Here is a 25631-nt window from a genome sequence, read left to right as displayed (position 1 = left end):
ATCCGATATATTGCATTGCACCAATTGCTCGATCGGCTGAGTACCTGACGCCGTGCGCAGACACGAGCCGGGCGGGCATGCCGGGTGCAAAGTGGCGAAGGGATTGAAGGCCACGGCCTTTTATGAAATGAAGCCAGGGAAATCCTAACAAACGTGAAGGTTGGGATGACCGGGAGATAGGGAATGGCCAAGCGAATGGGCCTGATGGCCGCACGGCCTGCCATGCTGATGGCCATGCTGGCAGTGCCAGGCGTGGCTTTGGCCCATGGCGCGCCAACGACGGCCCTGGCCAAGCGCTGCCCCGCGCTGGCCGGCGCACGGTTTGCGCCAGCCGACGGCGGCCGCCCCGTGCAGATCCTGGCGGCGCGATTGGTGCCGGCCAGTGCCGCCGCGCCCGCGGTGCAAGGCGAGACGATGCCCGCATTGCCCGCCCATTGCCAGGTGACCGGCGTGATCGATCCGCGCACGGGCGCCCATGGGAAGCCCTATGGCATCCGTTTCGAAGTCAACCTTCCGCTTGCCTGGAACGGCCGCTTTCTCTTGCAGGGCGGGGGCGGGCTCAACGGCATGGTGCGGCCGGCAGTGGGCAGCGACGCGGCCGGCACGGTGCCGGCACTGGCGCGTGGCTTTGCCGTGGCCAGCCATGACAGCGGACACCAGGGCGCCGTGTTCGATGCCGCATTCCGTGCCGACCAGCGCGCCACGCTCGATTTCGCGCAAGCCGCCGTGCCGGCCGTGGCGCAACTGGGCAAGGCGATTGCCGCGCGGTTCTATGGGCGGGCGCCCTCACGCAGCTACATGGCGGGCTGCTCCACCGGCGGGCGCGAGACGATGCTGGCCATGGAACGCTATCCCACGCTGTTCGATGGCCTGGTGATCGGCGCGCCGGCCATGCGCACCGGCTTTTCCAACCTGGGCACGTCTTATGCCAAGGTCATGTTCAACCAGGCCGCGCCGCGCGATCCGCAGGGGCTGCCCATGCCCGACAAGGCCTTTTCCCCGGCCGATCGCAAGACGATCCGTGACGGCTTGCTGGCGCAATGCGATGCGCTGGACGGGCGGGCCGATGGCATGATCATGGCCGTGGCGCAGTGTCACTTTCGCCCGGCCGCGCTGCAGTGCCGGGAAGGCCAGCAGAGCGGATGCCTGAGCGCGGGCCAGGTGAATGCGCTCACCCGCGCCTTTGCCGGGCCACGCGACGCGGCCGGCCATCCGCTCTATGCCCCGGTGCCGTTCGATACCGGCGTGGTCGATACGGCAGGGCCGATTTCCGGTTATATCGCCGACGGGCGGAGCGATATCCTGGGGCCACCCAATCGTGACCTGGCGATCGATCTCGATGCCCGCGCTGCCGTGATCCGGGCCGATTGGATGCAGGCGCTGACCGATACCGATGGCTGGACCGACCTCGGCACGTTCCTGGGCCATCAGGGCAAGGTGCTGTTTTACCATGGTGTCAGCGACCCGTGGTTCTCCGCGCTCGACACGCTCGATTACTGGCAGCGGGCGGGGAAGAGCAACGGCGCGGCCTGGGCGCAGGGCAGCCGGTTCTACATGGTGCCGGGCATGGCCCATTGCCGCGGCGGCGATGCGTTCGACCGGTTCGATCTGCTGGGCGCCGTGGTCGATTGGGTGGAACAGGGCAAGGCGCCCGCTGGCGTGGTGGCCACGCGCAGCGCGGGCACGGCGGCGCGGCCGCTCTGCCCCTGGCCGTCTTACGCCCGGTATCGCGGGGGTGATCCGGCGCTGGCGGAAAGCTATTCCTGCGCTGACGCGGGCGCGGGGGGCACTGACGGGGGCGGCTGATCGGTCCACCGGCCGCCCACGGCCTGGGCCAGGGAAATGGCGGCGGTCTGGCGATCGATCACCGCCTGGATTTCCGTCTGCCGCGCCGAAAGCGCCGCGGTCTGCGCGGTGATGACCGAGGCATAATCGACCAGGCCATTGCGGTACTGGTTGTTGGCGATGGTTTCGGCCTTGCTTGCCGAAGCGGTCGCTTCCGTCCGGCGCTGCGCCACCTGGGCCAGCACCCGCGTGCCGGCCAGATTGTCTTCCACCTGCTGGAACGCGGTGAGCACGGTCTGGCGATAGGTGGCCACGGTCTGGTCATACTGCGCGCGCGCCTGCACCACCGCGCCGTGGCGGGCGCCGAAATCGAGCAGGGTCATCGCGCCACTCACGCCCAGCGACCACAGGCTGGTGGCCGCGCGAAACAGCTGGTCGATCACGCTGCTGTTGGTGCCCACGCTGCCCGACAGCGTGACCTGGGGGAAATAGGCGGCCTTCTGGATGCCGACATTGGCATTGGCGGCAGCGACGCGGCGTTCGGCCGCGGCGATATCGGGCCGGCGTTGCAGCAGGGCGGCGGGCACTTGCGCCGGGATTTCGGGCACGACCGGCTGCCATTCGACCGGCGCCAGCGCGAACGTGGAGGGATTTTCCCCCACCAGGACGGCAATGGCGTGTTCCAGCACGGCGCGCTGGCGATCGAGATCGGCGCGCGTGGCCTGGGCATTGCTCAGCGTGGTCTGCGCCTCGAACACGTCGGAATGCGCAACGGTGCCCGCATTGTATTTGTTGGTGGCGATGGTCAGCGCGCGGGTATAATCGGCCACGGTGCGATCGAGCAGCACCCGCTGTGCATCGATGCCGCGAAGCTGCACATAGTTCGTGGCGAGTTCGCCCTGGGCGGAAAGCGTGGCGTTGGCGAGGTCGCCCTCGCTGGCCTGGGCACTGGCTTTGGCCTGGCTCAGCGTGTTGCCGAGGCGACCCCACAGGTCGGGCTCCCAACTGGCGCCGATGGACAGCGAATAGCGCGAAACCGCAGCGCCGGTGTTGGTGGTGGTCGCGCCGGTGCCGCCGGTCACGGTTTCACCCTCGAAGGTTTGCGAGCGGGTGCCGCTGACCGAACCGGTGAGCGAGGGAAACAGGGCGGAGCGCTGCACCTGGACGAGGCCGCGCGCGGCCTGGTACGCGGCGCGATAGCTCGCCACGTTCTGGTTGGTGACCGCAACGCGCCGCTCCAGATCATCGAGCACGGGATCGCGGAACAAGTCCCACCAGGCGCCGCGGGCCAGCGCATCCGATGGCGTGGCCACGGCCCAGCCTGGCTCTTCCTTGAACTGCGCCGGGATCGCCACGCTGGTGGGCACGCGATAGGCCGGCGCCATCGAGCAGCCGGTAAGCAGCAGGCCGGGAATGACGAGCGCGGAAAGGCGGGAAGAAGGCGCGCGCATCAGGCGGGTACTCCTTGGATGGGGGCCGGCGGCGCCGCACGGCGGGGGCGGGGGCGGCGGCGGAAGCGGTCGAGGGCGAGATAGACCACCGGGGTGGTCATCAGGGTCAGCACCTGGCTGGCGACAAGACCGCCGAAGATGGCGATGCCCAGCGGCCGGCGCAGTTCGGCCCCGTCGCCAAAGCCGATGGCGAGCGGCAAGGCGCCGAGCGCGGCAGCCAGCGTGGTCATCAGGATCGGGCGGAAGCGCTTGAGGCAGGCCTCGCGCACGGCGTCCACCGGGGCAAGGCCCTCGTTGCGCTCGGCCTCCAGCGCGAAATCGATGATCATGATCGCGTTCTTCTTCACGATGCCGATCAGCAGGATGATCCCGATCAGGGCGATGATGTCGAACTGCCCGCCGCTGGCGATCAGCGCGATCATTGCCCCCACCCCGGCCGAGGGGATGGTGGAGAGCGCGGTGAGCGGGTGGATCGCGCTTTCATAGAGCATGCCCAGCACGATGTAGATCGCCACCAGCGCGGCCACGATCAACAGCGGCATGCTGGCAGTGGACTGGGCAAAGACCTTGGCCGTGCCGCCGAATTCGCCGTGCACGGTGGCGGGCAGGGCAAGGCTTGCCTGCACTTGCGCGATAAGCTGCGAGGCCTGGCCCAACGAAACGCCCGGCGGCAGGTTGAACGAGATCGTGGCCGAAGGTTCGCCATCGGAATGGCTGACCGAGGCATCGGTGGAGCCGGTGTTCCAGCGGGCGATGGCTGAAAGCGGCGTCATCGTGCGGGCGCTTGTGCTGACGGCGCTGCCGCTCGCGACCAGGGCGCCGCCGGCCGCTGCACCGCCCGATCCGGTGAGATTGGCGGCCGAGCTGGCCGAACTGATCGCATTGCCCACGGGCAGGTAGATGTTGTTCAACGCCTCTGGCGAACCATTGAACTGGCGATCGGCCTCCATCACCACGTGATACTGGTTGAGGCCGGAATAGATATTGGCCACCTGCCGCTGGCCGAACGCGTCATAAAGCGTGGCGTCCACCGTCTGCATCGGGATGCCCAGCCGCGCGGCGGCATCGCGGTCTACTTCGACAAAGGCATCGGCGCCGGCATCCTGCTGGTCGATATCGACGTCGGTGATCAGGTCGCCATGGGTCTTGAGCGCGTCGACCAGCTTTTGCCCGGCGGCCTGGAGCACATCGGCGTGATCGGCCTTGAGCACGTATTGATAGGAGCTGTTGGTCTGCCGCCCACCGGCCTGGAGATCCTGGACCGGATTGAGGAACAGGCTGACCCCGCGCACGCGCGCGAGCTTGGGCCGCAGCCGGGCGATCACTTCGGTGGCGGGCGGACGCTGCGAACGATCCTTGAGCGTGGCGAACAGGAACCCGCCGCCCGCGCGCGATCCGCCGGCGAACGAGACCACGGTATCGACCGCCGGATCGGATTTCACGATGCGGGTGATGCGGGTGAGCTTGTCCTGGAGATCGGCAAAGGAAATCGACTGGTCGGCGCGCACGCCGCCCATCAGGCCGCCGGTATCCTGCTGCGGGAAAAAGCCCTTGGGCGCGATGGCGATGAGCCAGACATTGAGCGCCACGGTCAGCACCAGCACCAGCATGACCAGGCCGCGATGGGCCAGCGCCCAATCGAGATTGCGGGCATAGCGCGCTTCGGACCATTCGACCCAGGCGCGCGCCTTGCGCATCACCCAGCTCTTGCTTTCCTGGCCATCGAGCAGGCGCGCGGCGAGCATCGGCGTGGTGGTAAGCGACACGACCAGGCTGATCGCCACGGCGACCGACATGGTCAGGGCAAATTCGCGGAACAGCCGCCCGACGAGGCCGCCCATGAAGATCAGCGGCACGAACACCGCCACCAGGCTGACCGAGATGGACATGACGGTAAAGCCCACCTCGCGCGCGCCGCGCAGCGCAGCGGGGATGGGTGCCATGCCTTCTTCCACATGGCGGCTGATGTTTTCGACCACGACGATGGCATCGTCCACCACGAACCCGGTGGCGACGGTGAGCGCCATGAGCGAGAGATTGTCGAGCGAGAAGCCCGCCAGGTACATCACCCCCAGCGTGCCGAGCAGCGAGGCGACCACGGCGGCCGCCGGGATCAGCGTGGCGCGCCAGGATTGCAGGAACAGTCCCACCACCAGCACGACCAGCAGCGTGGCGATCAGCAGCGTCACTTCCACTTCGTGCAGCGAGGCGCGGATCGTGGCGGTGCGATCGGAGCCGATCGACAGATGAATGTCGGGCGGCAGCGCCGCCCTGAGCGCGGGCAACTGCGCCTTGAGCGCATCCACCGTTTCCACGATATTGGCGCCGGGCTGGCGGCTGATCAGGATGGGCACCGCGCGCTTGCCGTTGAACAGCCCCATGGTGCGCACATCTTCGGGGCCATCGGTGACGTTGGCAATGTCGGACAGGCGGACCGCCGCGCCATTGCGCCAGGCGATGACCGTATCGCGATAATCGGCCGCATGGCGCCCGGCCTGGTTGGAATAGACCTGGAAACTGCCATTGCCGGTATCGAGTATGCCCCGCGGGCGATTGGCGCTTTCCGATTGCAGTGCGGTGCGCACGTCTTCCAATGCAATGCCGGCGCGCGAAAGGGCCAGCGGATTGACCTCGATCCGCACCGACGGCAGCGCCGCGCCGCCCAGTTCCACATTGCCCACGCCCTGCACCTGGAGCAGTTTCTGCTGCACCACGTTGGACACGGCATCATAGATTTCCGAAGGGCTGCGCGTGTCCGAGGTGAGCGCCAGGATCAGCACCGGCGCTTCGGCGGGGTTGGCCTTGCGATAGCTGGGATTGCTTTTGAGCGTGGCGGGCAGATCGGCGCGTGCGGCGTTGATCGCGGCCTGCACATCGCGCGCGGCGCCATCGATGTTGCGCGACAGATCGAACTGCAGCGTGATCTGGCTTGACCCGACGCCCGAGCGGGAGGTCATTTCCGTTACCCCGGCAATCGTGCCCAGATGCCGTTCCAGCGGCGCCGCCACGGTCGACGCCATGGTTTCGGGGCTGGCGCCAGGCAGGTTGGCCTGAACCATGATCGTGGGGAAATCCACCGCCGGCAGCGGCGCTACAGGCAGGTTGAAGAAGGCCGCCACGCCCGCCAGCATCAAGCCGATGGTGAGGAGCAGCGTGCCGACCGGGCGCCGGATAAAAGGCGCGGAAATGGTCATGCCGGGCGCGGCGCAGGGTTGGCGCGGTGCTTCTCGCGCCGCTCGCGCCAGCGTTCCAGGCCCAGGAAGATCACCGGCGTGGTGAACAGGGTGAGCACCTGGCTGAAGATCAGGCCGCCGGCAATGGCGATGCCCAGCGGCTGGCGCAGTTCATGGCCCATGCCCCCGCCAAAGATCAGCGGCAGCGCGGCAAACAGCGCGGCAAAGGTGGTCATCATGATCGGGCGGAAGCGCAAGTGCGCAGCCTGGCGGATGGCATGGTCCGGATCGGCGCCTTCCTCGCGCATGGCTTCCAGCGCGAAGTCGATCATCATGATCGCGTTCTTCTTGACGATGCCGATCAGCAGCACGATGCCGATGATGCCGATCACCCCAAGGCCCGATCCGGTGAGCCACAAGCCGAGCAGCGCGCCGATGCCGGCCGAGGGCAGGGTGGACAGGATCGTGATGGGATGGACGAAGCTTTCATAGAGCACGCCCAGCACGATATAGACCACGACGATCGCGGCCAGGATCAGCCACAATTCGTTCGAGAGCGAGGACTTGAACGCCGACGCCGCGCCCGAGAAATTGGTGGTGATGGCGGCCGGCATGCCGATGGTCTGCTCGGCCCGTTCGATCACGGAAACCGCCTTGCCCAGCGAGACGCCCGGCGCCAGGTCGAAGCCGATCGTGGCGGCGGGGAACTGTGCCTCGCGGCTGACGACAAGGGCAGTTGGGCCGGTGTGGATGGCCGCGACGGTGGACAGCGGCACTGTGGTGCCGTTGCTTAGCGGAATGCGCAATTCGCCCAGCGCCTGCGGGCTGGTGACCGAGCCGGGCTGCGCTTCGAGGATCACGCGGTTCTGGCTGGACTGGGTATAGATCGTGGACACGATGCGCTGGCCGAAGGCGTCATACAGCGCATTGTCGATCGTCAGCACCGACAGCCCGAGCCGCCCGGCGATGTCGCGGTTGATGTCCACCGTCACCGCCTGGCCGCCGCCCATCACGTTGGACGTGACGTTTTGCAGATGGGCATCGTTCTTGAGAGCCCCGGCGAGCTTCTCGCCCCACTGGTTGACCAGGTCCTCGTCTGCGCCTTGCAGCGAAAAGCGATAGGCGTTGACCCCGGTTGACGTGTCGATCGTCAGGTCCTGCACCGGGCGGAAATAAGTTTTCACCCCCACGATGCCGCTGGTCGCCTGGGTGAGGCTGTCGATCACGCTGGAAAGGTTGCCCCGGTCGCTTTCGCTTTTCAGGTTCACCACCATGCGCCCTTGCGAGAGCGTGGGGTTCTGCCCGTCCACCCCCACCGAGGAACTCAGGCTGTCCACGGCCGGATCGGCCAGCAGCGCCTGCGCCACCTGCTGTTGCAGCGCGCTCATCCGGGTATAGCCGATGTCCTGGCCGGCAACGGTCGTGACCGCGATCTGCCCGGTATCCTGCTCGGGAAACAGATCCTTGGGGATCACCCAGAACAGCACCCCGGTGATGACCAGGGTGGCGGCGAACACCGCCATGGTCAGTCCGCTGCGCGCCATGACCCAATCGAGCGCCGACACGTAGCGGGTGGCCAGGTTATCGAACCAGCCGCGGGTGGCGCGGGTGATGCGATACTGGCGTTCTTCATGTTCGGGCTTGAGCCAGCGGGCCGAGAGCATCGGCACCAGCGTGAGCGCGACCAGCGCGGAAATCAGGATGGTGACGGCCAGCGTCACGGCAAATTCGCGAAACAGGCGGCCGACCACGTCGCCCATGAACAACAGCGGGATCAGCACCGCGATCAGCGAAACGGTGAGCGAGATGATGGTAAAGCCGATCTCGCTGGCGCCTTTCAGCGCGGCCTCGAACGGCTTCATGCCCAGCTCGATATGGCGGGCGATGTTTTCCAGGACGACGATGGCATCGTCGACCACGAAGCCCGACGCGATGGTCAGTGCCATCAGCGTGAGATTGTTGATCGAGAAATTCAGGAAATACATCGCCGCAAAGGCGCCCACGAGCGAGAGCGGCACGGCGATAGACGCCACCACCGTGGCGCGCAGCGAACCCAGGAACAGGAAGATCACCAGCGTGACGAGCACCACCGCCAGAACCAGTTCCATCCGCACGTCAGCCACGGATGAGCGAATGCCGGCGGTGCGATCGGTCAGCAGCGTGACGTGCACGTCGGCCGGCAGTTGCGCTTCCAGTTCGGGCAGCGAGGCCTTGATCGCATCGACCGTGCCGATCACGTTGGCGCCGGGCTGGCGCTGCACGTCGAGCACCACGGCCGGCTGCCCATTCATCCACGAAGCAAGACGCGTGTTCTCGGTGGCCTGGACCACGTTGGCCACGTCGGAAAGCCGCACCGGCGCACCATTGGCAAAGGCCACCACCAGGTTGCGATAGCTGGCCACGTCGGATAGCTGGTCGTTGGCATCGATCGTCCAGCTTTTGGTCGGCCCGTCGAAACTGCCCTTGGCGGCATTGGCGTTGGCATTGGCAATCGCGCTGCGGATCGATTCCAGCGACAGGCCGCGCGCGGCGAGTGCGGGCACATTGGCCTGGATGCGCACGGCCGGGCGCTGCCCGCCCGACATGGAGACAAGGCCGACGCCCGAAACCTGGGAAATCTTGTTGCTGAACTGGCGTTCGACAATGCCTTGCACTTCGCCCAGCGGCCGGCTTTTCGAAGTGATGCCAAGGCTCAGGATTGGGGCGTCGGCCGGGTTGACCTTGGCATAGATCGGCGGGGCCGGCAGGTCGGTGGGCAGCAAAGTATTGGCCGCATTGATCGCCGCCTGGACTTCCTGCTCGGCAATGTCGAGCGAGAGGTCGAGCCGGAACTGCATGGTGATCACCGATGCCCCGGCCGAGGAGGCCGAGGTCATGCGCGTCAAACCCGGCATCTGGCCGAACTGCCGCTCAAGCGGGGAAGTAACGGTCAGCGCCATCACATCGGGGCTGGCGCCGGGGTAGAGCGTGGTCACCTGGATCGTGGGATAATCCACTTCCGGCAGGGCCGAGAGCGGCAGCATGCGATAGGCCACCAAGCCCGCCAGCAGGATCGCCACCATCAGCAGGGTGGTTGCCACCGGGCGCAGGATGAACAGGCGGGATGGCCCGCCGGGCTGGGCAGGGGCGGGCGCGTCAGGCGCGGGCGTGTTCATCCCGCGTTGCCGGAATTGGCGCCAGAATTGGCGCGGCGATGATGCTGGCCGTTGCCGCCGCCGCGATTGCCGCCGTTACCGCCCGCGCCGCCGCGCTTGCCGCCCTTGTTGATGCTGGCGCCGTCTTCCAGGCCATCGGCGCCTTCGATCACCACCGGCGTGCCGGCATCTAGGCCCGACAGGATGGCAAGGCGATCACCCGCCGTGGGCCCGACTTTGACGACGGTGAGCTTCACCGTGTTGTCAGGCTTTACCACGAAGACAAAATCGCCCTGGCTGCCGTGGCGCACCGCGCTGACCGGCACGGTGACCACGTCATGCAGCGTCTGCACCAGCATGGAGACATTCACGAAAGCACCGGGGAACAACATGTTGCCGGCATTGGCAAAGCGCGCCTTGGCCTTGACCGTGCCGGTCGTGGCATCCACCTGGTTGTCGAACGTGAGGAAGCGGCCTGTGGCAAGGCGGGTGGCGCTGTTCTGATCGCGCGCTTCCACCGGAAAGCCGCTGCCGGCGCCAGCGCCCTGGCCGATGGCGGAAAGCTGCGTCTGGGGCAGGGCAAAGCTGATGTCGATGGGATCGACCTGGGTGATCACCACCAAGCCGTTGGTATCGGACGGGGTCAGGTAATTGCCGATATCCACCTGGCGAATGCCCACGCGGCCGGAAATCGGCGCCTTGATCGCGGTGTAGTCCAGGTTGAGCGCGGCCGTGCCGATGGCGGCGCGATCGGCCGCCACGGTGCCGACCAGCTGGCCCACCGTGGCGCGCTGGGTATCGACCTGCTGGCTGGCGATCGAATCCTGCTTGAGCAGCGTCTGGTAGCGGTTGAGATCGAGGCGGGCCGAAACCAGCTGTGCCTCGTCGCGCGCGAAGTTGGCGCGCGCCTGGTCGAGCGCCAGGCGATAGGGCCGGGGATCGATCTGCGCCAGGACCTGCCCCTGGCGGACCATCTGCCCTTCCTGGAACATGATCTTGAACAGCACGCCCGAAAGCTGGGTGCGCACGGTGGCCGTGACGATGGGCTGCACCGTGCCGAGCGCGGCCACGGTCACCGGCACATCGGCCTTGGTGGCGGGCGCGATATTGACGGCGGCCGGCGGCCGGCCACCGCGCTTGTCACCGCCGCCCTTGGCCAGCCAGCGCGCGCCCAGGGCCAGGCCCAGGAACACGGCGATAATCACCAGTGCGATCAGGACCGTGCGTTTGCGGTTGGCAGAGCGATGAACGGGCGGTTCTTGATCCGGGGAAACGGGGGTACTCGCGTCGGCAGCGCTCATTTAGCAAACCCTTGCAACACCTGCGACTCGACGGTCCCGGATCGAGCACCCGCGTTTTCGGCGATGGTCCGGCGCGGTGCAAGCCGTCTTGTCTCTCAAGTTGTATCAGAATGCCCCGGTCGATTTTCCGGCGTTGCCGGGCGGCGGCGTGGGCGTTCCGGCATGCAATTGCCGATCGGGTGCAAAGGTTCCCGGCGTGAAGCGGGGCATGTGCAGATAGCGGGGGGTAAAGCCGGAAAGCTGGGCCAGGTGGTCAGGATCGGGCAGGGTGATGCTGCGCCCTTGCCAGTGCAGCAAGCCCCGCCCGCGCAAGTCCTGCACCACGCGGTTGACGTGAACCGAAGTGAGGCCGGTGGCTTCGGCCAGGGTGATCTGGGTCACCGGCGCGACAAACCGCCCGCCTTCGGCAAGGCCCAGGGCGGCCAGGCGATAGTGCAATTCGCACAACAGCGCACCGATCCGGGCCAGCGCCGGCCGTGCCGCCAGGTTGAGCGTCCATTCCCGCTGCGTGCCCAGCATGGCGCAGGCATCGAACGCCAGGGCCTGGCGCAGCTTTCGCGAGCGCAGGCAGGCGCGATCGAACACGTCGGGCGCAATCAACGCGCAATGCATCTCGCCCACGGCGCCGATCGAGTGATCCATCTGCTCGGCCGCCAGGGCATCGGGATTGCACAAGTCTCCCGGCAGCAGGAACGCCACGATCTGGCGCCGCCCGTCTTCCAGCAGCTTGTAACGGCACCCCCAACCTTCGGTCACCAGCTTCACGAAATGGATCGGTTCGCCCTCGCGGATAAGATCGGTGCCGGCGGGCACCAGGCGCGCTTCGGTTCGCAGCAGCGCGTCAAGCGTCACCTGGTCCTGGAAATCCAGTTCGACATAGCGGGCAAATTTGGCCTGGAGGGGATTCATGCGGTTCCGTGGTGGGGGCAAGTGTCCGGCGCGGCGCGCCGGCATGTCAAACGCAACACCCGATGTCGGTGCTTGTTCCCCTTGCTCTCGCAGATTGGTTTTCGGGGCCGATGGGCAGGCGCAGGGATTGAAGCATGTTGCGGGAAATCATTGTCACCAAAGGATGCCTGAACATGACAGATCGTTCTCCAGCCCAACCCGCCATTGCCCCGCGCCAGGTGCGCGGCGCACCCGTGGGCCAGCAATCGAACCATGACGAAGAACGCGATAATCCCGGCCAGATGACCGGCGGCACCGGCGGCATGGGGACGCCACCGCCCAGGGAGCAGCCGATCGACGAACCCGTGCCCGACCCTGTTGCACTGCCCCCCGGCAGCCAAGCCAAGGACGGTTCGCAACGTCTCGACGGCGACAAGCTGCCCAAGCCCCCTGCGGATGCCGACGCAGAGGATGGCGAAGCCGAGGTGGACGAGAACGCGGCATCGCGATGGGAATGAACGGTGGGGCGCGCGTGGTCGCGCGCCAGGCCAGCCCGGTCGCGGCGCCAGATGCGCCCTGTCTCTGACACGCCACGCTTGGTCGCCCCACCTTGGTAAAGCAAACCTATGTGAATTGTGCCGAATGCTTCGCGCCTACGTTTTCTCCTGATTCGACAAAGGCATCGCGCCAGAAACCGGGAGAAAGGACATGACGCAGGAAATGCAGCAAGCGACCAGCCACGTGCGCACGTTCCGTCGCCACGAATTTCTGGCGCGCGCCGACGAACGCCAGAACTGCGTGCTGCGGATCGAGGAAGGCTGGGCGGCGCAATATCGCCTGGTGCCCGATGGCCGGCGCCAGATCATCACCCTGTTCCTGCCGGGCGACTATTGCGAGCCGCAATGGCTGTTGCAGGGGCGGGCGACGTTGCCGATCGTGGCCTTGACGCGGGTGCGTGCCCGTGCGTTGCCCCATGCCCGCATCCAGGCGCGCGCGCCGCATGAAGAAGACAGCATGACGCGCGTGCTCGATGCCATGCTGGTGCTGCTGCGCAACCGCGAGAAATGGATTTTCAACCTGGGCCGGATGACCGCAACCGAGCGGTTGTGCAACCTCTTGTGCGAATTGTACGCGCGGCTCCAGGCACGCAACCGGGTTGTGCAAGACCGCTGCGCCATGCCGCTGACGCAATATGATCTGGCCGATATCGTCGGCATTTCACCCGTTCACGTGAACCGCGTGTTGCAAACTCTTCGCGGCGATGGGTTGCTCGATCTCAAGGGCCGGTGGATGCAGGTGCGCGACCTTGCGGCGCTGCAACGACTGGGCGATGTTGCCACAGAGCCCGGCCCCGGCATGCCCCGCGCGGCCTGACCGACCGGGCGGGGCCGCGCGATCATCCGTTGACCACGGTGCCGCCGTTGGGGTGCAGCACCTGCCCGCTCATATAGCTGCTGTCGGCGCAGGCCAGGAACAGGAAGGCTGGCGCCACTTCGTTCGGTTCGCCCGGGCGGCCCATCGGCGTGTCTTCGCCGAAACTGCGCACCTTTTCCGGATCGGCGCCGCCTTGGGGATTGAGCGGGGTCCAGATCGGGCCGGGCGCCACCGCATTGACGCGGATGCCCTTGCCCACCAGGTTTTCGCTGAGCGAGCGGGTGAAGGCGGTAATAGCGCCCTTGGTGGCGCTATAGTCCAACAGTTGCGGCGCGCCCTTGTACATCGTCACGCTGGTGCAGTTGATGATCGCACTGCCTGCGCCCAGGTGACCGACCGCGGCCTGGACCATGTGGAACATGCCGAAGATATTGGTGCGAAACGTGCGCTCCAACTGCTCCTTGCTGATATCGCGGATGTCCTTGGCGGGGTGCTGTTCGCCCGCGTTGTTGACCACGATGTCGATCCGGCCAAAGCGATCGATCACCCGGTTGACGGCGTCCTGGCAGAAGGCGGGATCGCCCACGTCACCCTGCAGGGTGAGGGCGTCAGCCCCTTCCTGGCCCACGATCGCGGCGGTGTTCTCGGCGTCCTGCTCATCGTGGCGATAGACGATGGCAACATTGGCACCTTCGCGGGCATAAAGCGCCGCCACGGCACGACCGATGCCGCTGTCACCCCCGGTCACGATCGCCACCTTGCCGGCGAGGCGGCCGGAACCGGGATAGATCGGTTGCCACTTGGGATCGCGGGCCATCGATTGTTCCTGGCCCTGCCGATCGGGTGCGGCAGCGGTGCCGGCCTGGGCATCGGCGGCCTTGCCGGCCTGCTCGTGCTGGGTCTCGCCCACTTTGCCCAGGCTGGCGGCTTGTGAATCGGTCATGAAAACGGTCCTTGCAGGGGCAGGCGGCACGCGCCGCGCATCGGGGATGCTTTTGAAAACCCCCAAAACAAGAAAAGGTGGCAAGGCTTTACATATGTGAAGAAGGCTGTGTGACAGTCATTTCATAAGGCCGCCGACGGCGCGGGGGCGCGCTCATGGTTTGAGGATGCGATGTTGCCGCGCCACTTCGATGCTCGTTTCGGGGCGCTTGTCCGCGCCGCCGCCATGATCGCCGCCACGATTCCCGTTTGCGTCGTTGCCCCGATCATCGACCTGCCTTGAGCCTGCCTGCGATGCCGTACAACGCCCTGGCCCGGCGCCTGGCCTGCTGCTTCCCGCTTGACGAGGACGACCTGCGCGCGATCGACCGGCTTTGCGCCGTGCCGCGCCGACGCGTCGCCGCGCGGCGGGAATTCCTGCGCGAGGGCGATCGCCCCGGGCAAGTGCATATCCTGCTGGAAGGGTGGGCCAGCCGCTTGGTGATGCTGCCCGATGGCCGCCGCCAGATCACCGCGTTTCACTTGCCCGGCGACATCCTCTGGCGGCCGATGGGCGACGTGCGCATGGACTTCTCGATCCTGGCGCTGACGCCGGCCATGGTCGTGCCGATTGCATCGGGTGCGTTCGAACCCTTTGTCACCGCGCATCCGGGCATCGCCATGGCCCTCGCCACGCAGGATCGGGTGGCCGAAGCGGTTCAGCGGCGCTGGCTGGTCAACCTGGGCCAGCGCACCGCGTTCGAGCGGATCGGCCACCTGTTTTGCGAATTGCACCATCGCCTCGATGCCATCGGGCTGGCGCACGAGAACAGCTTTGCCTTTCCCGTCACGCAAGTGGAACTGGCCGAGGCAACGGGCCTGACCCCGGTGCACGTCAACCGCGTGCTGCGCGACATGCGCCTGCAGGGGCTGATCGACCTGGAACACCGTGCCCTGCGCATCCTGCAGTTTTCCGCGCTGGCGCAGCGCACGCTGTTCGATCCTGCTTATCTGGAGCCGCACGGGCCGCTCCGCCTGGCATGACGGGGTTTCGCCTCGTGTCGCTAACCCTGGTTGCACCGGGGCGGGTGCGACCACCATCTGCGCGTTGATGTTTTGTGCCCCCGCACAGGAGAACGACGATGAGCAACGAACGCAACCCGGTGGAAGAGCAACGCGGCCCGGCCGGCGATGCCATTCCCACCAACGATGGGCGCGATGCCCGCACCGCCGGCGGCCAGCGAGCCGAACCGGTGGAGAAGCGCCCCAGCGTGAGCCATGTCACGCCCGAGGACTACCCCCTGGCAGACCGCAAGGCCGGCGCTGTCTGAGACAGCCGCCGTGCCACGATACGCAAGAGGCCGACCTTGCCAAATGCAGGGCCGGCCTCTCCTCGCGTGACGTGGCGAGGGCGCTGGATCAGTATGGGTAAGAGAGGCCGTAGTGCGAATGAACCTGGCGGCCATATTCCGGGTCGTGCAGCGGTTCCGCTGTGGCCCCATAATGCGGCCCGTTTTCAAGCGTGTCGCGGTCCAGGTTGACGACATAGCCGCCTTGGCTGGTGTCGTAGTTCAACGTGTTCCAGGGCAGCGGATAATAGTCGCTGCCAAAGCCGAGCACGCCGCCGAACTGCAAAACGGCGTATTCGACCTGGCCGGTGCGCTTGTTGACCATGAAGTTGTAGACCGATCCGAGCCGTTCGCCATCGGCGCCGTAGACCGCGGTGCCTTCCACCTTGTTGGAGGCGATCAGGCTGCCGGTTTCCTGGGTGGCAATGCTTTCAGCCATCGGTACTCTCCTGTGCTGTGCTTTTCCCGACAACCCGGAATGGCCGCGAAGAGATTGCCCTGGGACGCGCCAAAGGGATGGCCTGTGCCGCCAGCGCGCCGGGCAGAAGCCGATGCTGATCCAGGAAAGTATTGTGTTTGGACGGCGCAAAAAAAGGGCGGCCATCGCGATGGATGCCCGCCCGGAAACATGGGTAGGTAAAACGAGGCGCTCAGACCGCGATGGCGGCCAGCAGCTTCTCGCTATAGCGTTCATCGGCCGGGTCGAACCCGGCGAACACGCTGGCCGGTTCAGACGTGAGCACGACATCGCGCAGGCCAGACAAGCGGAACGTGCCCAGCTTTTCTTCGACAGGCGCCACGCCATCGCGTTCGCGCACCACGGCATCGACATGGGGGGCACCGTGCCGCTCGAACAGGGCGTGCGGCGCCAGCGTCACATCGCCACGGTTATAGACCGCGCGCACGCACAGCTTGTTGGCAATGGCAAAGCCCAACATGTGCACCGACTGTTCGATATCGGGTGCGCTGTCCGCCGTTTCGGCGTTGCTGGAGGAAGTCTGATTCTGCTGCATCGCAACATATTAGGCGAATCGCGGCGCAAGGGCAATCGGGACGAAAACGGTGGCCCGACAGGTGAGAATGCACGCCCACGGATTTATTACTTGCAATTGCGATCCATTATCAATAAACCGATCGGGCAACGGGGCGAACCCTCCTCCCGTCTGCGGATGGCTGGCTGCCATCCTGATCTCCCTGAACTTTTGGCGGGGCGCCGCACTTCGCCCCGCCAATTTTTTCAGCCGAGATCACCTCTAGCCGCGCAGGCGCAACCGGTCAGGCAGCGCGTGCGGCCTGGACCACGGTCTGCTCGATCACACCAAACGGCGTGCTGCCGTCCGCGCCTTGCGCAGCCATGCGCACGGTGTCGCCAAAGGCCATGAACGCAGTGGCCGGCTTGCCATCGGCAATGATCTCGATCGCGCGGCGTTCGGAAATGCAGCTCGATCCCACCGTGGCGTGTTCCGGGTTGGACACCGTGCCCGATCCGATCACCGTGCCGGCGACCAGATCGCGCGTGCGCGCCGCGTGGGCGACCAGTTCGGGAAAGCTGAAATCCATCGCCCCGCCGTTGGCATGGCCGAAATGCTGTCCGTTCCAGTCCACCGCCAGGTCCAGCGCCACGCGGCCATCGCGCCAGCCATCACCCAGCGCCGCAGGCGGCACGGCAAAGGGAGCCATGCTGCACGGTGGCTTGGCCTGGATCCAGCCGAACCCGGTCTTCATTTCGATCGGTGCCAGCGTGCGCAGCGACCAGTCGTTGATCTGCACCACCAGCTTGATGTGCGCGGCCGCGTCCTGGGCACTGGTGCCCATCGGCACGGCATCCACGATCACGCCGAATTCCCCCTCGAAATCGATGCCGTGGGCAACGTCGGGAAAGGGCACGGGATCGCGCGGGCCATAGAACCGGTCCGACACGCCCTGGTACATCAGCGGGAGGTCGGTCTCGATCGGCGGCATGTTGAACGCCACCTGCATCAGATCGCCATGCGTGCCGAAGGCCGAACCATCGAGCCACTGCCACGTGCGCGGCAGCGGCGCTGCGAGAAGCGCCGGATCGAGCGGCAGGCCCGCGCCGCCGGCCAGTTCGTCGGCCAGGGCCGCGAGCGCCGGTTCGGCTTCACTCCAGTTCTCGATCGCGGCGAGCAGGTTGGGCAGGGCAGGGCCGCCGGGCAGATGGCGCGTGCCATCGGCCGAAACCACCACCAGTTGCCCGTCGGGCGCACCATTGCGCAAAGTTGCCAGGCGCATGCCGCTCACTCCTCGATGATCGCGACGGCGCGGGTCCACCCGGCCGAGGCACCCTGGATCTTGGCCGGAAAGCAGCTGACGGTGAAGCCGTGCGGGGGCAGGCTTTCCAGGTTGTGCAGCTTTTCCAGGTGGCAATAGCCGATGTCGCGGCCGGCCTTGTGGCCTTCCCAGATCAGCGAGGTATCGCCGGTTTCCTTGACCTTTTCGGCGGTATAGCTGAACGGCGCATCCCAGCTCCAGGCGTCGGTGCCGGTCACGCGCACGCCGCGCGTGGTCAGGTACATGGTGGCTTCATAGCCCATGCCGCAGCCCACGTTGACGAAATCGGGCCGGCCCAGGGCCTGGCCGGCTGCGGTGTTGACCAGCACGATGTCCAGCGGCTGGAGATCGTGGCCGATGCGCTTCAACTCGTCTTCCACGTCTTGCCCGGTGACGACATAGCCATCGGGAAAGTGGCGGAAGTCCAGCTTCACGCCGCGCTGGAAACACCATTCCAGCGGCACTTCGTCGATGGTGATGGCGCGCTTGCCACCGTCCATCGTGGGGTGGAAATGCCACGGCGCATCCAGGTGCGTGCCGTTGTGCGTGGTCAGCTTGACCCATTCGGCCGCGGCAAAGCCGGCGCCGTCGATCATGTCGTCCTGGGTGACGCCGGGAAAGAAGTGGCCAAGTTCGCCGACGGTATCGGCATGGGTCTGATAGGTGATCTCGGGCCGCATGAACGGCGGGTCGCTCACCACGTCGTTGCACAGGGTGATCGACAGATCGATGAAACGGCGGGCCATTTTGGGATCCTCTCGTGACGATGCCGGCCGGCCCCACGCATCCGCGCGAGCCGGCCGGCATTCTTATGCTCAGGCGGTCTTGCCGCCCAGTGTCTCGGCAAACCAGTCAGCCAGCAAGTCGCGTCCATACGACATGTTGTCAGCGCCGACATGCTCCACCCCACCTTCGCGCGGGGTGAAGATCACCTTTTCGCGGCGTGGGGAATTGACCAGCTGATCATAGAGATCGTCGGCATAGGCGACGCTGATCTGGCGATCGTTGGCCCCATGGGTGACCAGGAACGGCACCTTGATGTGGTCCATGTGGCCGTTGAGGTTCATGGCTTCGGACTTGGCCAGGAAATCGTCCTGGTCCTTGGCGCCAAAGGCCCAGTGCACATGCGCCCAATAATGCGGTACGGGGTTTTCGCCCTCGCGCTGCATCCGCTTGTCCTGCACTTCGCGCCAGTTGTGGTTGGCACCCCACACCGCGCCGCTGGCAAAGCGCGGCTCATAAGCCACCGCGCGCGGGGCAAAGTGCCCGCCCAGCGAAATGCCGGTCATGCCGATGGCCTTGGGATCGACCTCGGGTTGCTGTTCCAGCCAGTCCACCGCCTTGGATGCCCAGCTTTCCGAATGCGGATCGACCGGCAGGCCCTGGAGGCGCAGCGTCTCGCCCGAGCCGGGCTGGTCGACGCAGAGCGTGGAAATGCCGCGACGCGCCAGTTCCACCGGCAGGTTGGTCCAGTAGAGCAGTTCCTTGCAGCTATCGAGCCCGTTGCAGAACACCACGACGGGCTTTCTTCCTTCACCCGGGGCGCGGGTAAACAGGGCGGGCATGGTGCCGGTTTCGAGCGGGATTTCCACCCGCTCGCGGTTGATCTTGCCCAGCTGCGTGGACTTGTCGAACGCGGCCCGCGCCTTGGCATAGGTTTCCTTGCGACCGGGTGCGCCGTGGCCCTGCATGCGCTCTGCCGTAAACAGGTAGAGCGAGGCGCGCTCCAGCTTGGTGGAGGCAGAGAACAGGCGGCCCTTGGCTTCGTCTTCGCCGGCCAGTTCGAGCAGCTTGTCGCCCATGGCGACCCAGGCCTTCATGAACTGCGGCGTGCCGGCATCCGAACCGTTGGCGGCCGCGTCCTTGATCGGCTGGCACATGTCGACGATCTCGCCGATCTTGCCGCCCGATTCCATGGCGATGGCAACCGACAGGTTCCAGATGTAGTTCGGGAAGTATTCAAACAACGCCATGACGATCAAACTCCCGCCGGCTGGAACAGGCGCGCGTCGGGCGCGGGATGCGGCATGGTCTGCGGTCCGCCGACGCCGATGCCCCACTGGTCCATCACGTTCGGCGCGGGAACGTGTACCTTGGCTTCATGCGTTTCGAAATCGACCACTTCGAGGTCTGCGGTGTATTCCACGGCAAAGCCGGCGGGCGTGGTGAAATAGCTGAACGTGTTGTTGCCGGCGGTGTGGCGGCCAGGGCCCCAGCGCAGATCGGTGCCGCGCTTCTTGAGGCGGCTGGCGCCGCGCATCATGTCGTCCACCGACAGCATGTCATAAGCCACGTGGTTGAGGCACGGCGGCCCGGGCAGGATGGCGACACGGTGATGCGCCTCGTTGCAGCGCAGGAAGCACATGAAATCGCCCAGCCAGTCCGACACCTTGAAGCCGAGCACGTCGGTGAAGAACGCCACCATGGCCTGGTGATCGGGCGAATGCATCACGATGTGGCTGATCTTGACCGGCACGCCTTCCCAGCGTTCGAGCGGGCGCTTGTCGCCCCGCGCCACGTCCGCCGAAATTTCGAACGGCAGCCCGTCGGGCGAAAAGAAGCGGAAGCCATAGCCACCGCCCGGCGCATCGAGCGTGGCAGGGGCGTGGATCACCTTGCAGCCGGCCGCCACGATCTTGTCGTGCAGGGCATCGACATCGGCGGGCGTCTCGGCGGCAAAGGCGATCACTTCCACATGGTTCACATCGGCCTTGTGCAGGCGCACCACGTGGTGTTCATCGTGGCCCTGGGCCTTGAACCAGGCCAGGCCATCGCTGGCGGCCACTTCGGTAAGGCCCCAGTCGTCTGCGTAAAAGGCGCGTTCGGCGTCGAAGTTTTCGACGCCATATCCGACATAGCGGATTTCGGTCACTCGGCTCATGGGTTTGGGATCCTGGCTGAATAGAAAGGAGGGAAGAGGGAAATCAGATCGGTTGGGCGACGACGGCGAACATTTCGGCGGTGGCCTTGTGGTTATCCACCGGCGGTGCCTTGCCCAGCTGGCCCATGCAGATCGCCAGCGAGCTTTCGACAATATAGCGGCAGCGTTCGTAGCGGCGCGTGCGGTAGGCGGTGAAAGCCGCTTCCACGCTGTCGGCAGCGGTCAGTTCCTGTGCCAGCACGATCGCATCTTCGATCGCCATGCCCGCGCCCTGGCCCAGGTGCGGCGTGGTGGCGTGCACCGCATCGCCCAGCAGCACGACGCGGCCCTGGTGCCACGGCCCGTGCAGCATCATGCCTTCGAGCGGGCGATAGACCACGCCTTCATCGTCGGTGATCTGGCTGGCCAGTGCCTGGATCTGCGGGGCGGTGCCGACCAGCTTGCTGCGCATGGCCTCTGCGATGCCCTGGGTGGGATAGCGCGGGTTGTCCGGTTCGGGCGTGGTCACGTACATGTACATGGTCTGCGCCGAGATCGGCACCAGGCCCACGCCGGTGCGGCCGTTGTAGACGTGCAGCGCGTCAAGGTCGGCCGGGCGGGGGAAGTTGTAGCGCCACACCGCTTGCCCGGTGAACTGCGGCTTTTCGGCCTGCGGCAGCACGGTCTGGCGGGTCTGCGAATAGACCCCGTCGGCGCCCACCACCACGGCATAGCGTTCGCGGCTGCCATCGGACAGCGTCACGTCGACGCCATCGGCATCCTGGTCCAGCGCGGTCACGGTCAGTCCCAGGCGGATTTCCGCGCCAAGGTCGCGGGCGCTGTCACCCAGCACCTTTTGCAGGGCACGGCGGCCGATGCCCACGTTCGAAGGCTTGCCTTCCACCAGCGACGGCGTGGGCACGCGGGCCACGCGCGTGCCATCGGGCACATAGATTTCCACCGCGTCAAAGCCGCAGGCGGCATCGAGGAAGGAATCGAGCACGCCCAACTGGTCCATCGCGCGGATGACGTTGGATTGCTGGATGATGCCCACGCCATAGACCGACCAGTTGGGGTCTTTTTCGATCACGGTGACACGATGGCCGGCGCGGCGCAGCGCGATTGCGGCCGAAAGGCCGCCGATCCCGGCACCTACCACCAGAATGGGCAAATCTTGCACGTCAGGTCTCTCCCAAGGACTGCTTGTGGCCCGCACCCTAAAGGAGAATAGGAATTGAGATACTAGATTGTTTTGATCGTCATCGATCCATGAAATGGATCAACTGCGAAACGCCGCCTCGCGCAGGCGCGCCATCAGCCAGCGCAGCCCTTCGTCGCTGGTGCGGGTGCGATGGTACTGGATCATCTCACGCATCGGCTGGAACGGGAAGGGCAGCGGCGCCATCGCCAGCGGAAAGGCCGCCACCATGCGCCGCGCCAGCCGTTCCTGCACCACGGCCATGCGCTGCGTGTCCATCAGCATCCACGGGATCGTGCTGAACGAGGGCGCCTCGATCTCGATCCGCCGCGCCATGCCGATCTGGTTGAGCTGGCGGTCGGCAAAGGCGTGATCGCGCGAGGCGCCGATGCGTACCGAAACGTGGCCTGCCGCCAGGAAGGCATCGCGATCGGGTCCTTGCCCGGCAAAGGCCGGGTTCTGCGCCCAACCCATCACCACATGGCGTTCCTCGCACAGCAGTTCGCTCGGGTGGTCGGACACGATGAACTGCTCGGGCGCGATCAGCAGGTCGGCGCGGCCTTCGCGCAGGTCGGCATGGGCAGCGTCGCTGGGCAGGACCAACTCGATGCGCATCCCCGGCGCCAGGCGCGGCAGGGCCTGAAGCACGGGGGCGAGCACGGCGGTTACCACATAGTCCGACGCCACCAGGCGGAAGGTGCGCTGCGTGGTGGTGGGATCGAACCGGCTGGCGGTGACCAGCATGGCTTCGACCGTGCGCAAGGTTTCGCGCACTTGCGGCACCAGCGCTTCGGCAAAGGCCGTGGGGTACATGCGCTTGCCCTGGGCCACCAGCAGGTCGTCGGCGAAGAATTCGCGCAGGCGGGTCAGCGCCGCGCTCATCGCCGGCTGGCTCAGGTTCATCTGCCGGGCGGCGGCGGAAACGCTGCGGTTTTCCAGCAGCACGTCGAACGCGGCAAGCAGGTTGAGATCGAGACCCTTGAAGCGCATGAATTGCCTGTCGATGGTTGGTGGCAGGATCGATCGATAGCATGGATTGATCGGTCTGTCCGCGTGCCAGCGCGCTTTTCACCTCATGAAACGGCAGGCACGCCGCGTCGTGGCGCGGGGCGCGGGGCAGGGATACACCCTTTCGGGCAAGGCCATGCGGGCACACACGCCACGCCGGCCGGCAGACGAGAGGGGATGATGACAAGGTCCATGCTGATCATGCTGGCGGCTGCCCTGCAGCTGCCGGCCCCGCCCGCCGGTGCCCAACCCGCGCAAGCGCCACAGCGCCTGGGGCAAGTCCAGCCACAGCGCGCCCCGGCGCAAGTCTATGCCAAGGTCTGCGGCTATTGCCACGGGCGCAACGTGGGGCCGATCATCCTGGGACGCCAGCTGCCGGCCGAGGCGGTGAAATACATCGTCCGCCATGGCCAGAACGCCATGCCCGCGTTTCGCCCCACCGAAATTTCCCCGGCTGAACTCGATGCCCTGTCGCAATGGGTTTCCACCAGCCCGGCCCGCAGCGAGGAGCACGGACAATGAGCCTGGACCTGGATCGACGCGGCCTGCTGGGCGCGGGGCTGGCCGGGGTGGCCAGCGTGGGTTGGGGCACCGGCGCCACGGCGGCCAAGCCGGCGCCGCTTGCCCCCGGCCGCAGCGTGGCCGACTTTGCCGGGGCGATGAAAGCCTTTCGCGGCGTGGTGGGTGCGGAATGGGTGTTTGGCGACGAGGAAGCCGTCGCCCCTTATGACAAGGCCTATATCCCCGATCCCGCGCACCGCTACAAACCGGTTGGCGCGGTGTGCCCGCAATCCTTGGAAGAAGTGCAGGCGATCGTGCGCATCGCCAACGAATATCGCCAGCCGCTGTGGACCGTCTCCACCGGCAAGAACATGGGCTATGGCATGACCTCGCCGGCCACGCCGGGCCAGGTCGTGCTCGATCTCAAGCGCATGAACCGCATCCTGGAAGTGGATGCGGAACTGGGCACCTGCCTGCTGGAGCCGGGCGTTACCTACCAGCAGCTCAAGGACTATCTCGACGAGAACAAGATCCCCTTGTGGATCGACGTGCCCACCGTGGGGCCGATTGCCTCGCCCGTGGGCAACACGCTCGATCGCGGGGTGGGGTACACGCCCTATGGCGAGCACTTCATGTTCCAGTGCGGCATGGAAGTGGTGTTGCCCAGCGGCGAAGTGATGCGCACCGGCATGGGCAGCATCAAGGGCAGCACCGCCTGGCAGGCGTTCAAATGGGGCTATGGCCCCTATCTGGACGGGCTGTTCACCCAATCGAACTTTGGCATCGTCACCAAGATGGGCATGTGGCTGATGCCGAGGCCCCCGGTCTACAAGCCGTTCATGGTGCGCCACGCCGAAATGGCCGACGTGCCCCGCATCATCGAGGCGATGCGCCCGCTGCGCGTGTCGAACTTGGTGGCCAACTGCAACCTGATGATGAGCGCCAGCTACCAGTTGGCTATGTTCAAGCGCCGCAACGAAATCGTGCCCGATGGCGCGCCGCTGGACGAGGCGAGCCTGAAAAAGGCGGCCAAGGCCAATGGCCTGGGCATGTGGAACACCTATTTCGCGCTCTATGGCACCGACCAGACGATTGCCGGGGTAGAGCCGATCATCCGCGCCAGCCTGACGGCAAGCGGTGGCGAAGTGCTGACGGCGGCGGAAATGGGCGACAACCCGTGGTTCCACCATCACCAGACGCTGATGCAGGGCGGCCTCAACCTCGACGAGATCGGTCTGCTGCGCTGGCGCGGATCGGGCGGCGGGCTGGCCTGGTTCGCTCCGGTGGCCGCCGCGCGCGGGGTGGAGGCGGAGCGGCAGACCGCCCTGGCCAAGGCCATCGTGGAGCGCCACGGCTTCGATTACACCGCCGCCTATGCCATCGGCTGGCGCGACCTGCACCACATCATTGCCCTGCTGTTCGACAAGGCCGATCCGGCCGAACACCAGCGGGCGGACGAATGCTATCGCGATCTGGTGGTGCAGTTCGGGGCCAAGGGCTGGGCCAGCTATCGCACCGGGGTCAATTCGATGGACCTGGTGGCGCAGCAATATGGCGAGGTGAACCGCCGCTTCAACGCAACGCTCAAACACGCGATCGATCCCAACGGGATCCTCTCGCCTGGCAAATCGGGGATCATCTGATGCGTTTTACCGGAAAGACCGTGGTGATGACCGGCGGCGCCACCGGCATCGGGGCGGCCACGGCCGTGGCCTTTGCCCGGGAAGGGGCAGCCGTGGTGATCGGGGACTGGAACGAGGAGGCGGCCCGCGTGGCCGAGGCGATCGTTGCGGCCGGCGGCAAGGCCGCGTTCCGCAAGGCCGATGTGCGCGATCCTGCCGTGCATGGCGATCTCGTCGCCTTGGCGCTCGACACGTATGGCTCTCTGGACATGGCGTTCAACAACGCCGGTGTCCTGCCGCCGCCGCTGCCGCTGCACGAAGTGCCGCCCGAAAACCTCGACCTGATCTTCGACGTGGACATCAAGGGCGTGTTCTATGCCATGCAGGCGCAGATCCGCCATTTCCTGAGCGTGGGCGGCGGCGCCATCGTCAACACCGCCTCGGTCGCCGGCGTGGTCGCCGATCCCAACATGTCACACTATGTGGCGGCCAAGCACGCCGTGGTCGGGCTGACCAAGGCGGCGGCGGTGGAATATTCCGCGCGCAATATCCGCATCAACGCTATCGCGCCCGGCTTCATCGCCACGCCGATGACCCAGGCCTGGCTCGACAGCGAGGATTTTCGGAAGGCGTTCTTTGCCCACAACGTATCGGGCCGCGCCGGCGCGCCCGAGGAAGTGGCCGGCACCGTGCTGCATCTGTGCAGCGACGCGGCCAGCTTCTGCAACGGCGCCCTGTTCGTGATCGACGGCGGCCAGACTTCTCATTGAGGAA

General features: G+C 66.2%; 22 protein-coding genes. 8 read left to right on the top strand and 14 right to left on the bottom strand.

Annotated elements, in window-relative coordinates:
- Positions 1–183 precede the first annotated feature (183 nt).
- Complete coding sequence (locus tag R9J51_RS16640) at positions 184–1806, top strand: tannase/feruloyl esterase family alpha/beta hydrolase (protein WP_179505134.1); 1623 nt, start codon at positions 184–186, stop codon at positions 1804–1806.
- Here R9J51_RS16640 and R9J51_RS16635 read toward each other — a convergent pair.
- The 5 genes from R9J51_RS16635 to R9J51_RS16615 form a co-directional block, all read right to left on the bottom strand.
- Positions 1758–3236 carry an efflux transporter outer membrane subunit gene (locus R9J51_RS16635; protein WP_179505133.1) on the bottom strand — a complete coding sequence of 493 codons (1479 nt, stop codon included), beginning with the start codon at positions 3234–3236 and terminating at the stop codon, positions 1758–1760. The two genes, R9J51_RS16640 and R9J51_RS16635, sit on opposite strands and share 49 nt — an antisense overlap.
- Positions 3236–6430 (bottom strand): efflux RND transporter permease subunit, encoded by a 3195-nt coding sequence (locus R9J51_RS16630; protein ID WP_179505132.1) that lies wholly within the window; start codon positions 6428–6430, stop codon positions 3236–3238. Before R9J51_RS16630 ends, R9J51_RS16635 begins: the two co-directional genes overlap by 1 nt.
- Positions 6427–9564 carry an efflux RND transporter permease subunit gene (locus tag R9J51_RS16625; RefSeq protein ID WP_179505131.1) on the bottom strand — a complete coding sequence of 1046 codons (3138 nt, stop codon included), beginning with the start codon at positions 9562–9564 and terminating at the stop codon, positions 6427–6429. The genes R9J51_RS16630 and R9J51_RS16625 overlap by 4 nt, the downstream gene beginning before the upstream one ends.
- The gene (locus R9J51_RS16620) at positions 9561–10844 is read right to left on the bottom strand and encodes an efflux RND transporter periplasmic adaptor subunit (RefSeq protein ID WP_179505130.1); all 1284 of its coding nucleotides are present in this window, start codon (positions 10842–10844) and stop codon (positions 9561–9563) included. Before R9J51_RS16620 ends, R9J51_RS16625 begins: the two co-directional genes overlap by 4 nt.
- Before the next feature lie 105 nt (positions 10845–10949).
- Positions 10950–11753, bottom strand: a complete 804-nt coding sequence (locus tag R9J51_RS16615; protein WP_169476308.1) for a Crp/Fnr family transcriptional regulator — start codon at positions 11751–11753, stop codon at positions 10950–10952.
- 173 nt (positions 11754–11926) lie between these two features.
- Here R9J51_RS16615 and R9J51_RS16610 point away from each other — a divergent pair, with 173 nt between their 5' ends.
- Positions 11927–12250, top strand: a complete 324-nt coding sequence (locus tag R9J51_RS16610; RefSeq protein WP_179505129.1) for a hypothetical protein — start codon at positions 11927–11929, stop codon at positions 12248–12250.
- Positions 12251–12440: 190 nt separating this feature from the next.
- Positions 12441–13106, top strand: coding sequence for a Crp/Fnr family transcriptional regulator (locus R9J51_RS16605; RefSeq protein WP_168557715.1), 666 nt, complete (start codon positions 12441–12443; stop codon positions 13104–13106).
- Between the two features lie 22 nt (positions 13107–13128).
- Here the strand turns inward: R9J51_RS16605 and R9J51_RS16600 are convergent, their stop codons facing one another.
- Positions 13129–13923, bottom strand: a complete 795-nt coding sequence (locus R9J51_RS16600; RefSeq protein WP_179506529.1) for an SDR family oxidoreductase — start codon at positions 13921–13923, stop codon at positions 13129–13131.
- A gap of 404 nt (positions 13924–14327) precedes the next feature.
- Here R9J51_RS16600 and R9J51_RS16595 point away from each other — a divergent pair, with 404 nt between their 5' ends.
- Together R9J51_RS16595 and R9J51_RS16590 are read left to right on the top strand one after the other, a co-directional pair.
- Positions 14328–15071: a Crp/Fnr family transcriptional regulator gene (locus R9J51_RS16595; protein ID WP_218847394.1), complete on the top strand. Its 744-nt coding sequence runs from the start codon at positions 14328–14330 to the stop codon at positions 15069–15071.
- Positions 15072–15169: 98 nt separating this feature from the next.
- Positions 15170–15358 (top strand): hypothetical protein, encoded by a 189-nt coding sequence (locus R9J51_RS16590; RefSeq protein WP_179505128.1) that lies wholly within the window; start codon positions 15170–15172, stop codon positions 15356–15358.
- Between the two features lie 88 nt (positions 15359–15446).
- Here the strand turns inward: R9J51_RS16590 and R9J51_RS16585 are convergent, their stop codons facing one another.
- The 8 genes from R9J51_RS16585 to R9J51_RS16550 all read right to left on the bottom strand — a co-directional run bounded on the left by R9J51_RS16585 (position 15447) and on the right by R9J51_RS16550 (position 22716).
- Positions 15447–15815 (bottom strand): PRC-barrel domain-containing protein, encoded by a 369-nt coding sequence (locus R9J51_RS16585; protein ID WP_169476303.1) that lies wholly within the window; start codon positions 15813–15815, stop codon positions 15447–15449.
- A gap of 211 nt (positions 15816–16026) precedes the next feature.
- Positions 16027–16389: a WYL domain-containing protein gene (locus R9J51_RS16580; protein ID WP_246866308.1), complete on the bottom strand. Its 363-nt coding sequence runs from the start codon at positions 16387–16389 to the stop codon at positions 16027–16029.
- Between the two features lie 262 nt (positions 16390–16651).
- Positions 16652–17629, bottom strand: a complete 978-nt coding sequence (locus R9J51_RS16575) for a fumarylacetoacetate hydrolase family protein (RefSeq protein ID WP_179505127.1) — start codon at positions 17627–17629, stop codon at positions 16652–16654.
- Between the two features lie 5 nt (positions 17630–17634).
- Complete coding sequence (locus R9J51_RS16570) at positions 17635–18414, bottom strand: cyclase family protein (RefSeq protein ID WP_168557721.1); 780 nt, start codon at positions 18412–18414, stop codon at positions 17635–17637.
- A 69-nt stretch (positions 18415–18483) separates the two neighbouring features.
- Entirely contained in the window at positions 18484–19641 is a 1158-nt protein-coding gene (locus tag R9J51_RS16565) for an alpha/beta hydrolase family protein (protein WP_168557722.1), read from the bottom strand.
- 5 nt (positions 19642–19646) lie between these two features.
- Complete coding sequence (locus R9J51_RS16560) at positions 19647–20549, bottom strand: VOC family protein (protein WP_179505126.1); 903 nt, start codon at positions 20547–20549, stop codon at positions 19647–19649.
- A 43-nt stretch (positions 20550–20592) separates the two neighbouring features.
- On the bottom strand, positions 20593–21708 hold the full coding sequence (locus tag R9J51_RS16555) for an FAD-dependent oxidoreductase (protein ID WP_179505125.1): 1116 nt from the start codon (positions 21706–21708) through the stop codon (positions 20593–20595).
- A 99-nt stretch (positions 21709–21807) separates the two neighbouring features.
- Positions 21808–22716 (bottom strand): LysR family transcriptional regulator, encoded by a 909-nt coding sequence (locus tag R9J51_RS16550; protein WP_168557725.1) that lies wholly within the window; start codon positions 22714–22716, stop codon positions 21808–21810.
- 210 nt (positions 22717–22926) lie between these two features.
- Here R9J51_RS16550 and R9J51_RS16545 point away from each other — a divergent pair, with 210 nt between their 5' ends.
- Genes R9J51_RS16545 through R9J51_RS16535 form a run of 3 tightly spaced genes read left to right on the top strand, consistent with a single transcriptional unit; the run spans position 22927 to position 25627 of the window.
- Positions 22927–23256 carry a c-type cytochrome gene (locus R9J51_RS16545; protein ID WP_432787594.1) on the top strand — a complete coding sequence of 110 codons (330 nt, stop codon included), beginning with the start codon at positions 22927–22929 and terminating at the stop codon, positions 23254–23256.
- Entirely contained in the window at positions 23253–24878 is a 1626-nt protein-coding gene (locus R9J51_RS16540; RefSeq protein ID WP_179505124.1) for an FAD-binding oxidoreductase, read from the top strand. Before R9J51_RS16545 ends, R9J51_RS16540 begins: the two co-directional genes overlap by 4 nt.
- Positions 24878–25627: a glucose 1-dehydrogenase gene (locus tag R9J51_RS16535; RefSeq protein WP_179505123.1), complete on the top strand. Its 750-nt coding sequence runs from the start codon at positions 24878–24880 to the stop codon at positions 25625–25627. Before R9J51_RS16540 ends, R9J51_RS16535 begins: the two co-directional genes overlap by 1 nt.
- The last annotated feature ends 4 nt before the right edge of the window (positions 25628–25631 follow it).

The sequence above is a fragment of the Novosphingobium rhizosphaerae genome (genome assembly GCF_050920675.1).
Taxonomy (GTDB): Bacteria; Pseudomonadota; Alphaproteobacteria; order Sphingomonadales; family Sphingomonadaceae; genus Novosphingobium; species Novosphingobium rhizosphaerae.
Note: the sequence above shows the minus strand (reverse complement) of the source record. Positions and strands in the feature narration are given on the sequence as shown.

Coding starts and splice junctions, on each gene's coding strand:
- R9J51_RS16640 (WP_179505134.1), top strand. CDS start 184: ATGGCCAAGCGAATGGGCCTGATGGCCGCACGGCCTGCCATGCTGATG.
- R9J51_RS16635 (WP_179505133.1), bottom strand. CDS start 3,236: ATGCGCGCGCCTTCTTCCCGCCTTTCCGCGCTCGTCATTCCCGGCCTG.
- R9J51_RS16630 (WP_179505132.1), bottom strand. CDS start 6,430: ATGACCATTTCCGCGCCTTTTATCCGGCGCCCGGTCGGCACGCTGCTC.
- R9J51_RS16625 (WP_179505131.1), bottom strand. CDS start 9,564: ATGAACACGCCCGCGCCTGACGCGCCCGCCCCTGCCCAGCCCGGCGGG.
- R9J51_RS16620 (WP_179505130.1), bottom strand. CDS start 10,844: ATGAGCGCTGCCGACGCGAGTACCCCCGTTTCCCCGGATCAAGAACCG.
- R9J51_RS16615 (WP_169476308.1), bottom strand. CDS start 11,753: ATGAATCCCCTCCAGGCCAAATTTGCCCGCTATGTCGAACTGGATTTC.
- R9J51_RS16610 (WP_179505129.1), top strand. CDS start 11,927: ATGACAGATCGTTCTCCAGCCCAACCCGCCATTGCCCCGCGCCAGGTG.
- R9J51_RS16605 (WP_168557715.1), top strand. CDS start 12,441: ATGACGCAGGAAATGCAGCAAGCGACCAGCCACGTGCGCACGTTCCGT.
- R9J51_RS16600 (WP_179506529.1), bottom strand. CDS start 13,923: ATGGCCCGCGATCCCAAGTGGCAACCGATCTATCCCGGTTCCGGCCGC.
- R9J51_RS16590 (WP_179505128.1), top strand. CDS start 15,170: ATGAGCAACGAACGCAACCCGGTGGAAGAGCAACGCGGCCCGGCCGGC.
- R9J51_RS16585 (WP_169476303.1), bottom strand. CDS start 15,815: ATGGCTGAAAGCATTGCCACCCAGGAAACCGGCAGCCTGATCGCCTCC.
- R9J51_RS16580 (WP_246866308.1), bottom strand. CDS start 16,389: ATGCAGCAGAATCAGACTTCCTCCAGCAACGCCGAAACGGCGGACAGC.
- R9J51_RS16575 (WP_179505127.1), bottom strand. CDS start 17,629: ATGCGCCTGGCAACTTTGCGCAATGGTGCGCCCGACGGGCAACTGGTG.
- R9J51_RS16570 (WP_168557721.1), bottom strand. CDS start 18,414: ATGGCCCGCCGTTTCATCGATCTGTCGATCACCCTGTGCAACGACGTG.
- R9J51_RS16565 (WP_168557722.1), bottom strand. CDS start 19,641: ATGGCGTTGTTTGAATACTTCCCGAACTACATCTGGAACCTGTCGGTT.
- R9J51_RS16560 (WP_179505126.1), bottom strand. CDS start 20,549: ATGAGCCGAGTGACCGAAATCCGCTATGTCGGATATGGCGTCGAAAAC.
- R9J51_RS16550 (WP_168557725.1), bottom strand. CDS start 22,716: ATGCGCTTCAAGGGTCTCGATCTCAACCTGCTTGCCGCGTTCGACGTG.
- R9J51_RS16545 (WP_432787594.1), top strand. CDS start 22,927: ATGCTGATCATGCTGGCGGCTGCCCTGCAGCTGCCGGCCCCGCCCGCC.
- R9J51_RS16540 (WP_179505124.1), top strand. CDS start 23,253: ATGAGCCTGGACCTGGATCGACGCGGCCTGCTGGGCGCGGGGCTGGCC.
- R9J51_RS16535 (WP_179505123.1), top strand. CDS start 24,878: ATGCGTTTTACCGGAAAGACCGTGGTGATGACCGGCGGCGCCACCGGC.